At 46.8% G+C, this 13,952-nt stretch carries 14 protein-coding genes; 3 read left to right on the forward strand and 11 right to left on the reverse strand.

The features are described 5' to 3' along the window. Positions 1 to 9: 9 nt before the first annotated feature. From BUA17_RS16255 to cysT, 4 genes are read right to left on the reverse strand one after another with little or no spacing between them, the layout of a single operon-like run. The gene (locus BUA17_RS16255) at positions 10 to 1,074 is read right to left on the reverse strand and encodes a sulfate ABC transporter substrate-binding protein (protein WP_072734270.1); all 1,065 of its coding nucleotides are present in this window, start codon (positions 1,072 to 1,074) and stop codon (positions 10 to 12) included. A gap of 56 nt (positions 1,075 to 1,130) precedes the next feature. Further along, positions 1,131 to 2,195, reverse strand: a complete 1,065-nt coding sequence (locus BUA17_RS16260; protein WP_072734271.1) for a sulfate/molybdate ABC transporter ATP-binding protein — start codon at positions 2,193 to 2,195, stop codon at positions 1,131 to 1,133. 1 nt (position 2,196) lies between these two features. Continuing rightward, positions 2,197 to 2,994: a sulfate ABC transporter permease subunit gene (locus BUA17_RS16265; RefSeq protein ID WP_064639962.1), complete on the reverse strand. Its 798-nt coding sequence runs from the start codon at positions 2,992 to 2,994 to the stop codon at positions 2,197 to 2,199. Continuing rightward, a complete protein-coding gene (gene cysT / locus BUA17_RS16270; protein ID WP_072734272.1) occupies positions 2,991 to 3,806 on the reverse strand; it encodes a sulfate ABC transporter permease subunit CysT in 816 nt (271 codons plus the stop codon). Before cysT ends, BUA17_RS16265 begins: the two co-directional genes overlap by 4 nt. 364 nt (positions 3,807 to 4,170) lie before the next feature. On the opposite strand from cysT, the gene BUA17_RS16275 reads away from it, so the two are divergent. Next, entirely contained in the window at positions 4,171 to 4,572 is a 402-nt protein-coding gene (locus tag BUA17_RS16275) for a secondary thiamine-phosphate synthase enzyme YjbQ (protein WP_072734273.1), read from the forward strand. 194 nt (positions 4,573 to 4,766) lie between these two features. Here BUA17_RS16275 and BUA17_RS16280 read toward each other — a convergent pair whose 3' ends face one another. From BUA17_RS16280 to tkt, 5 genes are all read right to left on the reverse strand, one after another. Continuing rightward, positions 4,767 to 5,369 (reverse strand): TetR/AcrR family transcriptional regulator, encoded by a 603-nt coding sequence (locus BUA17_RS16280; RefSeq protein ID WP_063564400.1) that lies wholly within the window; start codon positions 5,367 to 5,369, stop codon positions 4,767 to 4,769. A 5-nt stretch (positions 5,370 to 5,374) separates the two neighbouring features. Then, positions 5,375 to 6,007 (reverse strand): YigZ family protein, encoded by a 633-nt coding sequence (locus BUA17_RS16285; protein ID WP_072734274.1) that lies wholly within the window; start codon positions 6,005 to 6,007, stop codon positions 5,375 to 5,377. 164 nt (positions 6,008 to 6,171) lie between these two features. Continuing rightward, positions 6,172 to 7,527: a glucose-6-phosphate isomerase gene (locus BUA17_RS16290; protein WP_063564402.1), complete on the reverse strand. Its 1,356-nt coding sequence runs from the start codon at positions 7,525 to 7,527 to the stop codon at positions 6,172 to 6,174. 186 nt (positions 7,528 to 7,713) lie between these two features. Further along, the gene (locus BUA17_RS16295; RefSeq protein WP_053781719.1) at positions 7,714 to 8,031 is read right to left on the reverse strand and encodes a pyrimidine/purine nucleoside phosphorylase; all 318 of its coding nucleotides are present in this window, start codon (positions 8,029 to 8,031) and stop codon (positions 7,714 to 7,716) included. Between the two features lie 140 nt (positions 8,032 to 8,171). Then, positions 8,172 to 10,214 (reverse strand): transketolase, encoded by a 2,043-nt coding sequence (gene tkt, locus BUA17_RS16300; protein WP_064639968.1) that lies wholly within the window; start codon positions 10,212 to 10,214, stop codon positions 8,172 to 8,174. Between the two features lie 433 nt (positions 10,215 to 10,647). Between tkt and BUA17_RS16305 the strand changes: the two genes are divergently transcribed. Next, positions 10,648 to 11,148 carry a hypothetical protein gene (locus BUA17_RS16305; RefSeq protein WP_072734275.1) on the forward strand — a complete coding sequence of 167 codons (501 nt, stop codon included), beginning with the start codon at positions 10,648 to 10,650 and terminating at the stop codon, positions 11,146 to 11,148. Between the two features lie 80 nt (positions 11,149 to 11,228). Here BUA17_RS16305 and purU read toward each other — a convergent pair whose 3' ends face one another. Then, positions 11,229 to 12,122 (reverse strand): formyltetrahydrofolate deformylase, encoded by an 894-nt coding sequence (purU, locus tag BUA17_RS16310; RefSeq protein WP_072734276.1) that lies wholly within the window; start codon positions 12,120 to 12,122, stop codon positions 11,229 to 11,231. Between the two features lie 22 nt (positions 12,123 to 12,144). Further along, positions 12,145 to 13,272 (reverse strand): deoxyribonuclease IV, encoded by a 1,128-nt coding sequence (locus BUA17_RS16315; protein ID WP_064639974.1) that lies wholly within the window; start codon positions 13,270 to 13,272, stop codon positions 12,145 to 12,147. Between the two features lie 170 nt (positions 13,273 to 13,442). On the opposite strand from BUA17_RS16315, the gene BUA17_RS16320 reads away from it, so the two are divergent. After that, a complete protein-coding gene (locus BUA17_RS16320) occupies positions 13,443 to 13,913 on the forward strand; it encodes a DUF2621 domain-containing protein (protein ID WP_063564408.1) in 471 nt (156 codons plus the stop codon). Positions 13,914 to 13,952 lie beyond the last annotated feature (39 nt).

The following is a 13,952-nucleotide window of genomic DNA, read 5'->3' on the forward strand; positions in this document are numbered from 1 at the left end:
CGTACGGGCTTACAACCCGGCTAACACCTGGTACCATACGCCTCGTTTGGAATATAGTGTACTGCGTACCTTGTCCCATCCGCCGAGGTAGTTAATATCGAACAGACCTTCTGGCGTTGGGAACGAGGACTTCGTCTCTGCAAACACTTCAGGGTCTACCGAACGGAAACCATGCTTGGCAAAAATGCGCTGTGCTTCCGGTGTTCGTAGATAGGCTACAAAAGCCTCCGCCAATTCACGATTGCCATGCTTACCTGCATATTTGTCCACGACAACTGCCGGATTTTCAATCAGGATCGTGTTTTTGGGAACCACGATGTCATAATTTACACCCTTGGCAATCCGGGCAAGCAATTCATTTTCATACGTGACGATCACGTCACCCACGCCATATTCGAAAGCCGCCATGGAGGATCGACCACTCTTATCCAGTGACTCGACATTCTCATGTACTTTTTCCAGAAAAGCTTTGGCCACGGCAGGATCTTTCTTGCCTTGCTCCTTCTCAGATAACTTCAACCCTGCACCATAGATGGCATTAATGTCCCACTGTGCTCCGCCTGACGTCTTGGGATTAGGATAAAGCACTTTAACACCTGGCTTGGTTAAATCTTCAAAATCACGAATCCCCAGCGGGTTGCCTGCTCTTGTACCCAGAACTACAATGGAACGGGTGATCATGCCTTTATTCGGAGCCTGCTTCCAATTGGAGCTGACCAAATCGGCTTTGACCAGCTTGTCGATATCACTTTCCATCGCGAGTAGCGCAACATCAGCTTCGAATCCACCAACAATGGCTCTGGCTTGTGTGCCAGAAGCTTCATAGGATTCCTGAAAGTGAACCGTCTGTCCGGTCTTTGCCTTCCATTCTTCCTGAAATTTGGGCAGCAATTCTCCGACGGCGTCTTTGGCTACACTGTAAGCACCGATTACCAGCGTATTGGATTGGTCGTCCGTCGAGGTTCCGTTCTGTCCGCTCACATCTTCCTGCTTGCTACATCCAACGGTCATGCAGACGAGCAGAAGTATGAGGACAACATATAAAGGGTTGAATTTCTTCTTCCTCGTCTGCATGGGCAGCCCCTCTTTTCCAAAAATAAGGATCATTCCTGAATTAAATGATGTTCTGATTAGATGATGACCGGCATTGGATCTTCCTTCAATCGGTTCTCAACAACCCAGCTATGGGTATCATTGAACAGATATGCCCGATGCACAAGCACTCGAATCTGTTGGCCGACTTGCAGGGTTGTTTTCTCCAGGGATCGATACGTAATGAGTTTATGGCCCTCAACTTCCACTTCCACCATCCATTCACTTCCACGGAAATGAAGGTGTTTGACAATCCCCTTTTCAGTAGCGGACAGCATGCTAAACTCGTTTTTCAAACCGATCTCGATATACTCAGGCCGGATCAGTGCACGTGTACGCTCTCCTTCCACCGCATGTTCGAAGCCCTTAAGCTGTGAAGCGTCTTCCACAACGGTAGATTCCCCTATAAATGTGGCAACAAAAGGCGTCTCTGGATTTTTGTAAATATCCCATGGTGTACCTTTCTGCTCTAAGCGCCCTTGGCTGATAATCATGATTTCGTCGGCAACTTCAATCGCTTCATCCTGGTCGTGGGTTACAAAGATCGAAGTGATGCCTACCCGCTCAATCAGCTCTCTCAGCCACGAACGCAATTCCTGACGGATCTTGGCATCAATGGCGGCAAAAGGTTCATCCAGCAGCAGCAGCTGTGGCTCCGGAGCTAATGCTCTGGCAAAAGCGACACGCTGACGCTGTCCACCAGACAACTGATGTGGATAACGCTGTTCGAAACCTTTCAGCCCCGTCAATTCCACCAACTCCATGACCCGATCACGGATCTGGGCTTTGGGTGTCTTTTTAACCTTGAGCCCAAAGGCGATATTTTCAAATACCGTCATATGTTTAAACAAAGCATAGTTCTGAAATACAAATCCGATTCCCCGCTCCTGCGGAGGCAGATGGTTTACGACTTTTCCGTGAAAACGAATCTCTCCGGAACCCGGATTCTCCAGCCCTGCCAGCATACGCAGTATGGATGTTTTCCCACCTCCGCTGGGTCCCAGCAAACCGATTAGATGGCCTTTAGCAATATCGAACGAGACATCTTTTACCGCATGAAAATCACCGAAATGTTTGTTCAGATCACGGACTTCCACATGCATATCAATGCACTTCCTTTCGCTTCTTGGCCCATTCCATCATAAGCAGCAACCCGACGGAAAAGGTAACCAGTACCAATGCCACACCATTTGCGGCAGCTACGTTAAAATTCTCTACATCCTGATATACAAGCGTTGTTGCCGTCTGCGTTTTGTTCATAATGTTACCCGATACAACCAGCACTGCACCGAATTCCCCAAGCGAGCGGGCAACCGTCAGCACAAGACCGTACACAACCGCCCAGCGGATGGAAGGCCAGGTAACACTCCAGAACGTTCTCCAGCCGTATGCACCAAGCGTTGACGCAGCCTCTTCCTGCTGAGATCCAAGCTCCTGCAAGACAGGCATCACCTCTCGAACCATCAGTGGAAAAGTAACAAACAACGTTGCAATGACCATACCCGGGAAGGCATACACCACATTAAATCCAATTCCTTCAAAAAAAGCGCCCATAATGCTGTTGGGACCCAGCAGTAGTACAATCATCAGTCCGCCAATGACGGGCGATACGGCATAGGGCAGATCCACAATGCTGTTCAGCAGCCCTTTCACCCGGTCACTCAGCCATCCGGCGCGAACCAGATAGATGGCCATCATAACGCCAAACAATGTATTTAACAGCGTGACAACAAGTACAACAAGTCCTGTCATCATCAAGGCATGCAGCGCCTCAGGGCGCAACAGCCCATCCAGGAATCCTCCTGCCCCGTCTTCAAATGCACCAATAAAAATACGTCCAAGCGGGATGATCAGCAGTACAATGAACACCGCAAACGTCAGTCCGATTAATAGTCGCCTCATCGTCTTCTCCCCCGCATCTGCACCAGATTAATGAGCCAGAGGATCAGGAAGGAGAGTGTTAAGAGCAGTACGGACACGGCCGCGGCACCGGTTGGATTGTCACTTTCGATCTCGCCGTAAATAAATACGGAAGCCGTCAATGTTCTTCCCGGAATATTGCCTGCCACCAGCACAACAGCCCCGAATTCGGCCAGTGCTCTGGAGAATGCGAGCATTCCCCCACTAATCATGCCCGGAGCCATGGAAGGAAGAATGACCTGCCTGAATGTGCGCGCCTTCGATGCTCCCATCGTGTAGGATACCTCTTCCTCCGAGGGATCGATCTCCTCGAGCAAAGGCTGCACCGCACGGATGACAAATGGAAACGTAACAAAGGTCATCGCGATCACAATCGCAGGCTGGTGAAACACAATTTCAAACCCCATAGATTCCGCTAGTTTGCCTATGGCACTGATCGGACCCAGGAGAAGCATAATCATCAGGCCACCAACAGCTGTTGGAAGAGCAAAAGGAAGATCTACCAGACTGTTAAGGAACGACCTCCCAAAAAAGCGATAACGTGTCAGCACCCAGGCAATCATGGTTCCCAAAATGACGTTAATCACCGTAGCTATAACAGCCAGCCGGATCGTTAACAGCACGGCTTTCCATGCAATTGGGTCCATAATGCTTTGGATAAAGTTGCTCCATCCTTCAGAAAAGGAATTGACGTACACACCGATGATTGGAAGTACAATGAGTACGATAAAATATAGCAATACGGTACTGCGGAATCCCCAAGTCCATCCCTTGTGACGAAGAACGGTATTCATTGCTGCATTCCCTCCCAGCCTCCGGTTCTATGACCGGTCGGCAGTCTTCCTGCTTTGATACAACCATTTTCCTAAGTTGGATTTTATTACTTTAATATTATTCCCATTAGTCTACTTGGTTTTTGCTTATCTGATACTTTACCAGTTTGCAGTGCTAATCGTCAATGCTTTTATTGAATAAAATCGGGGTACCTATGAGATGGATTTTATAAAAATCACACTGCCTACTACACGGCCAGAACAACCATCCTATCGCTGTTATCCCCAGATTTCTTTGATCCCCCTTTATCTAAGTGGTTTGTTTGGTATGGAATGGTTAAGGTACAATCTAGAGGAACAATTTGGAGCAAAGGAGTGAAGTAATATGTTATATACGAAGAATTTATCGACATCCCGACGGGATGAGATGAAGGATATTACGCGGGAAGTAGAGCAGGTTGTCCGTGACAGCGGTGTGCAGAATGGGACTGTATTGATTTATTGTCCACATACGACAGCAGGCATTGCAATTAATGAAAATGCAGACCCTGATGTCAAACATGACGTGCTGCTTCGTCTAAACGAGGTATACCCCTGGCAACATCCCGAATATCGGCATGCTGAAGGAAATACGGCTTCTCACTTGAAATCGATCACAACCGGACCATCACAAACGGTGATTATACATGAGGGCAGATTACTGCTTGGCAGATGGCAGGGCATCTATTTTTGCGAATTTGATGGTCCTCGTCAGCGGGAATATCTCCTTAAAATCATGGAAGGTTAGCTCCATTTCAACCTCATTTCTAATGATTCGCCATCAATGGAAATAAAAAAACAAACAGGCGGCCCACCCTATTCTAGGGATGTAACCCGCCTGTAATGATCTTCTTCGCGCAAAAACTTTCGCGAGACAACGTTATAAAGAATTAATGTTATGACAATTCACCGCCCTGAAGTGTGGAGTGCGACAAAAGCGCCTTATTGGACGCCAGGCTGGTGTTGGAGATTACGGCAGAGTACTTTGACATGAGATAACGCAGCCGATTCAATCTCTGCAAAGGTTAAACGGTCCTGAATATAATACGATATGAATCCGTGCATGGACAAAAACAGCGTACGTGGTACACATTGAATATCCTCTTCCGTACAGCCCTCTTCATTCATGTATTGCCGAATAATGGAGGCGAACAATTCAAAGCATCTTCCTTGCTCCGTACGACAATACGATAGCAATTCCTCATCCCGAATCATGAACATAATCTCGTACTGATACGGATTCTCCAAACCAAAACGAATAAACTCCATCATGATATGTTCCACCTTGCTCACGCCGCCCATGACTGGCCTGACCATGGCTTGCAGCAGCAAATGCCCCAGATGATTGAAATCTTCAACCACGATGGCATAAAACAACTCTGCCTTTTCCTTAAAATGATAATACAGCGACCCATGACTATAGCCTAGATGCTGGCCGATGCTTCGCATCGAAATGGCACGGTATCCTTTGGTAATAAAAAGATGCCTTGCCGCCTCCAGTATCCGCTCCCTCGACAACTCCTGTTCGACTGCTCTTCTAGCCATATATTTTATTCCCCTTCAATAAAATAAAGCCGCTGTCCCTCCGTGATCCGGGATTGCCCTTGCGTCAAATCTGTGATCCAGGCCACAAATGCCTCGGTTTCACTATCCGGCGGAAGACAAGTCAACGTAACCTTATCGGTGAACCCAGTTTCACCTGTACGGACTTCCCGGCTCCTTAATTCATTTTCCACTTTGCCCAGCCATGTATAATCCAGTTCAACAAACACTTCACGATGGAGCACTTTGGTAATCGCTTCCCCGGCTTCTATGGCTGCAACTGCTCCATCCGTATAAGCGCGTATTAACCCACCTGCTCCAAGCATAATTCCTCCAAAGTAACGTGTAACAACGATAGCCACATTTTTCAATTGCTGATTTTTGATGACTTCAAGAATCGGTTTTCCAGCGGTTCCGCTTGGTTCACCATCATCGGATTGCTTCTGGATCTCATCCCGCTCACCAATCATATACGCTGAGCAGTTATGAGTAGCATTCCAATGTTTCTTCTTTATTTCATCAATAAAAGCGTTAGCTTCTTCTTCCGTCGTGACCGGCATAATATGACCGATAAATCGCGACTTTTTGATTACAATTTCCAGATTGCCCGGTCCTCGAACCGTGCGATAACGTTCAATCATCCCTATCCAACTTTCCACCAATTTGATCCATTTTACAAGAAAGCAGTTCCCCGCGCGCACGCGGACGAACTGCCTTGGTTTAACATCCGGGAAACCATTGCTTCACAATGACTCCCCGAATGTAATTACATTACCTTATTTAACTATATGAGCAGACCGATGAATTATTCGGAAAGTCTCGCTTCCAGCGCTGCTTTCTCTTCTTCAAAGCCTGGTTTGCCCAGCAAAGCGAACATATTTTTCTTGTAAGCTTCCACGCCTGGTTGGTCAAATGGATTGACTCCCAGCAGGTAACCACTAATGCCGCATGCTTTTTCAAAGAAGTATACCAGATATCCGAAAGAATATGGAGACATATCTGGAATGTTCACAATCAAGTTTGGCACTTGACCATCTGTGTGTGCAAGCAGTGTTCCTTGGAACGCTTTTTTGTTAACAAAGTCCATTGTTTTACCTTCAAGGAAATTCAAACCATCCAGATCATCCGGGTCAGCTTGGATCGAAATATGCTCCGATACTTCAGCAACCTGAATCACAGTTTCGAAGATGTTCCGGCTACCCTCTTGAATGAATTGACCCATGGAGTGCAAGTCAGTCGAGAAATCAACGGATGCAGGATAAATCCCTTTATAGTCTTTACCTTCACTCTCTCCGTAAAGCTGTTTCCACCATTCGGATACAAAGTGCAAGGATGGCTCGTAGTTCACGAGAATTTCTGTTCCTTTACCTTTGCGATACAGTGCGTTACGAACAGCTGCATATTGATATGCTTCGTTCTCAGCTACGTTCGGGTTGCTGTATTCTTTGGAAGCGTCAGCCGCACCTTGCATCATTTCTTCAATGCTGATGCCAGCTGCTGCGATTGGCAACAAACCTACAGCCGTCAGAACGGAGTAACGTCCACCTACATCATCCGGGATAATGAAGGATTCATAGCCTTCTTCATTCGCCAGTTTTTTCAGTGCGCCACGCTCTTTATCTGTCGTAGCATAGATACGTTTGCGAGCTTCTTCTTTACCGTATTTTTTCTCCAGTGCTGCACGGAAGATACGGAAAGCAATTGCTGGCTCCGTTGTTGTACCGGATTTGGAGATAACGTTAACGGAGAAGTCTTTGCCTTCAACCAGATCCAGCAAATGAGTTACATACGTGGAGCTGATGTTGTTTCCTGCAAAGTAGATTTCAGGCGTTTTGCGTTTGTCTTTAGGCAGGTTGTTGTAGAAAGAGTGCGTAAGCATCTCAATCGCTGCACGTGCACCAAGGTATGATCCACCAATACCGATGACGATCAGTACTTCGGAATCGCTTTGGATTTTAGCAGCCGCTTTTTGAATACGGGAGAACTCTTCTTTGTCATAAGCGGTAGGAAGGTCGATCCAGCCCAGATAATCCGATCCGGTTCCCGTTCCGTTGTGGAGCTGCTCGTGAGCCAAACGAATCGGCTCAGCGAAATAGTCCACTTCATGCTGATTGACGAATTGCAGGGCAGTGCTGTAGTCAAACTTCACTTTTTTTGCCATGATCTATAAAACCTCCTGATATCGGTAGCGTATTTTTTTCCGTTTTCCATTCTAAACAACTTAGCCTAAGGATACTTCAAATCCACAGGGCTGACAAGCTTGCAGCCCGAACTTTGTCGTTAGAGTTTAAGAAGCAAAAAGGGTTAACCGAATCCGCGTGTCGCGGTTCTGGTTACCCTTCTTGTATTATTCCGCCGGGTACGAACAGCAGTAGTCGGTAACGCTGCGTATCTCCAGTTTAAATTTGGATTCGGCAGGCACGTGGAACGTAGCTTGACCTTGAATCTCTTGCCAATCTTCTTCTCCGGGAAGTAATACTCTCAGATCGCCGGACAGAATTTCCATAATCTCACGGGAATCTGTACCGAACTCATAACTGCCTGGAAGCATAATGCCCAGAGTCACCTTGCTGCCATCCCCCAAAATAACCGTTCTACTAGTTACCTGGCCCTCATAATAAATGTTGGCCTCTTTCACTACACTGACTTGATCAAACTGTGACATGCGTACCCGCTCCCCCTGAAGTTAATCAAAACAAAAGGCAAAACAGATCAGGGCGGTTGCCCACCCATTCTCTGCCGGAAATCACTTACTGCTCGGCAGGACAGAAATTAACTGTCCCTCTTGCAGCATTTTTCAAGCTATTACAGCAATGCTTTTACGCGACTAACCACGTTTTCCACAGTGAAGCCATACTCTTGGATAACACGGTCGCCAGGCGCGGATGCACCAAATGTGTTGATTCCGAGAATGTCGCCTTGGTCGCCGACATATTTTTCCCAACCCATTGGGTGAGCCATTTCAATCGCCAGACGCGCTTTAACATCTGGAAGCAGGACGGATTCTTTGTATGCTTTGTCCTGTTTCTCGAACAGATCCCAGCTCGGCATGCTGATTACACGAACTTGGATGCCTTGTTCAGCAAGTGCTGCTTGAGCTTTGACAGCCAGTTGCACTTCGGAACCTGTCGCGATGATTTGAGCAACAGCTTTGCCGTCTTTTGCATCAGAGACAACATACGCACCACGTTTCACATTCTCACGTGAACCTTCAACGGTACCTTCCAGAATCGGCAGGTTTTGACGAGTGAGTACGAGTGCAACCGGATTGCTCTTGTTCTCAAGCGCGTAAGCCCATGCTGCAGAAGTTTCATTACCGTCAGCCGGACGAATAACTGTCAGGTTAGGAATGATACGCAGGGATGCCAATTGCTCGATTGGTTCGTGAGTAGGACCGTCTTCACCAACAGCGATACTGTCGTGAGTCAGGACGTACGTTACAGGCAGACCCATCAGGGCAGCCAGACGAACAGCTGGACGCAGGTAGTCTGTAAATACGAAGAATGTACCTCCGAATACTTTCACACCACTGTGCAGTGCCATACCGTTCATTGCTCCAGCCATACCGAATTCACGGATACCGAAGTAGATGTTGCGACCGGAATAATCTTCAGGTGAGAAGTTCTCCAGGTTGTTCAAGTGAGTCATTGTGGAGCTTTCAAGGTCAGCAGAACCACCTGTCAGTTGTGGCACGTTATGAGCCAAACCGTTCAGTGCATTACCGGATGCTACACGAGTGGATACAGCTTTGTCTGTTGCTGCATATTTAGGCAGATCGCGATCCCAACCTTCTGGAAGATCGCCATTGATTGCCGTTTCGAATTGAGCTGCCAGCTCAGGGAATGCTTTTTTGTACTCAGCAAATTTCTCGTCCCATGCTTTGTTAGCAGAGATACCACGATCTTTCACTTGTGCAAAGTGTTCGCGAACTTCAGTTGGAACGTGGAAATCTTCCTGGTAAACCCATTTGTAAAACTCTTTAGTCAATTTAGCTTCGTCTGCACCCAGTGGAGATCCGTGAGTACCGCCGTGGCCGCCTTTACCTTGTTTGTTCGGGCTACCGTAACCAATTACAGTTTTAACTTCAATCAGTGTAGGACGAAGCGTATCTGCTTGACCTTCCTCAATTGCTTTTTGGATTGCAGGCAGATCGTTACCATCTTCAACGCGCAGCACTTGCCAGCCATAAGCTTCAAAACGCTTCGCGATGCTTTCAGAAGAAGACAGGTTCAATTTACCATCCAAAGTGATGTCATTGGAGTCGAACAACATGATCAATTTGCCCAGGTGCAAACGTCCAGCCAGGGAAGCTGATTCATGGGATACGCCTTCCATCAAGTCACCGTCACCACAGATTGCGTAAGTGTGGTGGTCGATTACGTTGAATTTGTCTTTATTATATGTTGCGCTCAGTTGAGCTTCAGCCATAGCCATACCTACAGCCATTGCAATACCTTGGCCCAGTGGTCCAGTTGTTGCGTCAACGCCTGCAGTATGTCCGAATTCCGGGTGACCCGGAGTTTTGCTTCCCCATTGACGGAACTGTTTCAATTGTTCCATAGGCAGGTCATACCCGCTCAGGTGAAGTAAGCTGTACAGCAACATGGAGCCATGTCCTGCGGACAGAACAAAACGGTCCCGGTTAACCCAAGTTGGGTGGTCCGGGTTATGTGTCATCGTTTTTGCAAAAAGTTGGTACCCCATTGGAGCGGAGCCCATAGGCATTCCCGGGTGTCCGGAATTTGCCTTCTCGATTGCATCAATCGCCAGTGTACGTACGGTAGTGATCGACAGGTTGTCGATGGTGTTGTTCTCTTCCTTTTGAATCGCTTCGTTCTTGTCAGTCATGGTTTGTCCTCCTCATGTCTTTAGATAAGTCGGGTTGCGCAAGCGAATCCCTCTCATCATACAAGCAAACCGAATTTCACAATAAGTGAATCCGCTTGAGTGTTTCATTTTGACTTATTCACTTTTGTATTGTATCACTTGGCGTGAAGGTTTTCCATAACCTTCTTTTAGAAGATCGGGAAAATTCGGCTGTTTATGACGAGGGATTTGTTTCCAGTTGCGCAAAAAGAGTGTCATACTGAGCATTTCAGCATATCTTCTAGCTCAGCCAGCATCGCAAATCCATCGGATGAAGTATAACCTTTAAGCGGAAAACCATACTCTTTTTAGATATCGAAGTTGATTTTGCATATAATGGTCCTTGATCATGATTGGAAAAATCGGACTTTTGTGCACATCAGGCTGTACTTCATATGGAAAAGAGGATTCGCATATGCCGGAACATTTGGCTAAGTCACCAAAATCGCTAAAACACATATTACCCTGGAAAGCCGGGGTTTTAACAGGTCTTACATCCGGACTGGTGCTCGGGTTCTTTTTAAAGGCTCTTCAGACTTACACTGGTGAAAAAGTCTATACCTTGCTGCTGAACATTGATTTTGTTCCATGGCTTCCGCCCACATTACCTGAATATATCGAATTTGTGCTGCATCTTATCGTTTCCATAATCATTGGCAACTTCTACATATGGTGGATTCAGCGTTCAGGTCATCCGATATCCAAAGGCGTCCTGATCGGCGCTCTCTCTTCCCTGCTGTATATTCCACTCTCCCAGCTGTCGAGTCGTGTGCCTGATCTATATGATATAAAAGCGATACTTTACTGGCTGACAGGGCATCTGTTATTTGGCGTGGTCGTTGGTTGGTGCGGTCATGTATGGAAGCACAGCCAGAAGCACAACCAAAAAGGCGATCCCCCTTTCAGACATGAATAGGGGAACGCCTTTTCTTTTTTTCGGAATAGAACTGAACTGTATCTTTACGAATCAACCTTGCGCAGTATTAAAGCATTAGCTTAAAACACAACGGTTTTATTTTCATGAACCAGTACACGGTCTTCAACATGCCATTTCACGGCACGAGCAAGAACTACACGCTCAATGGTACGTCCAATGCGTTTCAACTCGGTTACATCATCCCCGTGGCTTACACGCTGAACGTCCTGCTCAATGATCGGTCCGCCATCCAGCTCTTCCGTAACATAGTGAGCTGTCGCACCGATAATTTTGACACCTCGGTTGTACGCTTGGGCATACGGTTTACCGCCGACAAAGGCAGGCAGAAACGAGTGATGAATGTTAATAATACGATTGCGGTAATGCTCAATGAACATCGGGGAAATGATCTGCATGTAGCGCGCAAGAATAATCACGTCGATATCATTACCAATGACGTCCAACTGACGTTGTTCCGCTTCCTTCTTCGTATCCGCTGTAACCGGAATATGATGATAAGGGATGCCAAATGATTCTACATAGTCCTTCATATCCAGATGATTGCTCACAACAAGCGCGATGTCTGCATCCAGATCGCCAGCCTGCCATTGCCACAACAGCTCAACCAGACAGTGATCCTCCTTGGATACAAAGATAGCAAGTTTCTTCTTGCGGCTAACCGCAGAAAGACTCCAATCCATTTTGAAACGGTTTGCCACTTCTTCAAAATCAGCTTCCAGCTTAGGCAGGTTCACCGATAATTGTGGAAGATCGAACTCGATCCGCATAAAAAACATGCCGCCAGCCGGGTCCATTGTGTACTGGTCCGACTGTACAATGTTTGCACCATGCTGGTGTAAGAAATGGGATACTGCGGCAACAATTCCCGGTCCATCCGGACAGGAAATGAGCATCCGCGCCCGATCGGCGCGGTTTTTAACATCAGGTCGTACTTGTTTAGCGTGAATCTCCATCGGGTTAATTTTCCTCCTTCAACTAGGCCGTGACAAAAATTTCTTTGCCTGCAAGCCAGGCGATCAAACGTTGATTCAGTTGTTCTTCATTCAAGTGCGGGAACAATGCGGCTTCAGCCACGAGGTCATACAGACGTTCCAACGGCTCACGTGGATCGGCTTTCTTCGCTTTGGCATCATTCTTGAGCAATGTCCAGATATCCAGAACATATGAACGGGACTCAATCTCTTTTCCTTTGAAGAAATGATGCAGCTGTTCCACTTCAGTCAGGAACTCAGGACCAAATCGACCAGCAACATCCCCGCGAAGCAATGCAATCTCTGCTTCATACATAGGACGCTGAGTTTTGGCTTCTTTACCAATCCAAGGCGTTTCCAAAATAAACGGACGCCCTTGAAGAGCCTCGTGATGCACGATACGGTTAATCGCCTCAAAACCAATCCAGCCGGATCCAATCGGTGTATGACGGTCCTTGTGCGCACCCACAGGGTTCTTACTATCATTAATATGCATTACGGCAATGCGGTCAAGCCCTACCGTACGATCAAATTGTTCAAGAACACCGTCCAAGTCGTTCACGATATCATAACCCGCATCGTGAATGTGACATGTATCCATACACACAGTAAGGCGTTCATTGTGTGTGACCTTCTCCATGATCTGAGCAATTTCTTCAAAACTGCGGCCCATTTCAGTTCCTTTACCAGCCATCGTTTCCAGAGCGATATTCACATCCGTCTCCTTCACTCCGTCCAGCACTTCATTCAAGCCTTCAGCAATACGTCCGATGCCGTAGTGAGCATCCTTATCCGTAAATGCGCCGGGATGCAGCACGATATTTTTGACTCCAATCGCATGTGTGCGACGAATCTCTTCCTGAAGGAAACTTACGGCTAGCTCATACGTGTTTTCTTTGTATGATCCGAGGTTAATAATGTATGGCGCATGGACAACGATATCTTCCATTCCGCCCTCTTGCATCGCAAGCTTGCCTTCCTCAATAAACATGGACTCAATAGGCTTGCGGCGGGTATTTTGCGGTGCACCCGTATATATCATAAACGAACTGGAACCGTACGAGGACGCTTCCTTCGTTGCACTCAATAATCCCTTGTCCGAAAAGGACACATGGGAGCCGATTTTAAGCATCATTAATCCCCCTTTTTCTGAATTATCCCTTATTCTAACGCGATTATCGAAATAAATCTAGAAATGCGCTATAATTCGGGATATAGGCTATTTTTTACAGCTGTAATTTGGAACATGGGTGGGCGGAATCCGTCTTTCCGTGAAAATCAATAAACCGAGGTGACTCCGCAATGATTTTCGGCTCCTACGCTTGGACGTTGACTAGTAGTTCCCCCAGCAATTGGTTTATGAACACGATCGCATTCTGGACCGTTCTTTTGCTTGGAAGTATGTGTGTTGGCGGATTTTTTATGATGCGCAAGTTTTTGAAAGTGCTTCCGAAGGCAGACGGGAAGTCGAAACTCGATTGGCAGAACCACTGGGTTGAAACCAGCCGTCATTTATGGACAGATGAAGCAAAAGCTTTTCTCGACCAGCTTGTGGAGCCTGTTCCTGGCCCATTTCGAGATATCGCCAAACATTCCATTGCAGCAGAAATCGGCAAAATTGCGTACGAAAATAATGCACCTGAAGTATCCAGAGATCATTGCATTAAAGGATACATTATAGCCACACCGAAGCGGGATAATAAGTTTCTGGTGAAATTTTTGGAGAAGAACCAAATTGACTATTCGCCTTATAAACATTTGATGAATAAATAGAAAATGGAATACAGCCGAACATGCATTAGGCTTACATAT

The sequence above is a fragment of the Paenibacillus sp. ov031 genome (assembly GCF_900143165.1).
GTDB classification, from domain to species: Bacteria; Bacillota; Bacilli; order Paenibacillales; family Paenibacillaceae; genus Paenibacillus; species Paenibacillus marchantiae.

Excerpts from the sequence above, each read along its gene's own strand:
- BUA17_RS16255 (WP_072734270.1), bottom strand. The coding sequence starts at position 1,074 with ATGCAGACGAGGAAGAAGAAATTCAACCCTTTATATGTTGTCCTCATA.
- BUA17_RS16260 (WP_072734271.1), bottom strand. The coding sequence starts at position 2,195 with ATGCATGTGGAAGTCCGTGATCTGAACAAACATTTCGGTGATTTTCAT.
- BUA17_RS16265 (WP_064639962.1), bottom strand. The coding sequence starts at position 2,994 with ATGAGGCGACTATTAATCGGACTGACGTTTGCGGTGTTCATTGTACTG.
- cysT (WP_072734272.1), bottom strand. The coding sequence starts at position 3,806 with ATGAATACCGTTCTTCGTCACAAGGGATGGACTTGGGGATTCCGCAGT.
- BUA17_RS16275 (WP_072734273.1), top strand. The coding sequence starts at position 4,171 with ATGTTATATACGAAGAATTTATCGACATCCCGACGGGATGAGATGAAG.
- BUA17_RS16280 (WP_063564400.1), bottom strand. The coding sequence starts at position 5,369 with ATGGCTAGAAGAGCAGTCGAACAGGAGTTGTCGAGGGAGCGGATACTG.
- BUA17_RS16285 (WP_072734274.1), bottom strand. The coding sequence starts at position 6,007 with ATGATTGAACGTTATCGCACGGTTCGAGGACCGGGCAATCTGGAAATT.
- BUA17_RS16290 (WP_063564402.1), bottom strand. The coding sequence starts at position 7,527 with ATGGCAAAAAAAGTGAAGTTTGACTACAGCACTGCCCTGCAATTCGTC.
- BUA17_RS16295 (WP_053781719.1), bottom strand. The coding sequence starts at position 8,031 with ATGTCACAGTTTGATCAAGTCAGTGTAGTGAAAGAGGCCAACATTTAT.
- tkt (WP_064639968.1), bottom strand. The coding sequence starts at position 10,214 with ATGACTGACAAGAACGAAGCGATTCAAAAGGAAGAGAACAACACCATC.
- BUA17_RS16305 (WP_072734275.1), top strand. The coding sequence starts at position 10,648 with ATGCCGGAACATTTGGCTAAGTCACCAAAATCGCTAAAACACATATTA.
- purU (WP_072734276.1), bottom strand. The coding sequence starts at position 12,122 with ATGGAGATTCACGCTAAACAAGTACGACCTGATGTTAAAAACCGCGCC.
- BUA17_RS16315 (WP_064639974.1), bottom strand. The coding sequence starts at position 13,272 with ATGCTTAAAATCGGCTCCCATGTGTCCTTTTCGGACAAGGGATTATTG.
- BUA17_RS16320 (WP_063564408.1), top strand. The coding sequence starts at position 13,443 with ATGATTTTCGGCTCCTACGCTTGGACGTTGACTAGTAGTTCCCCCAGC.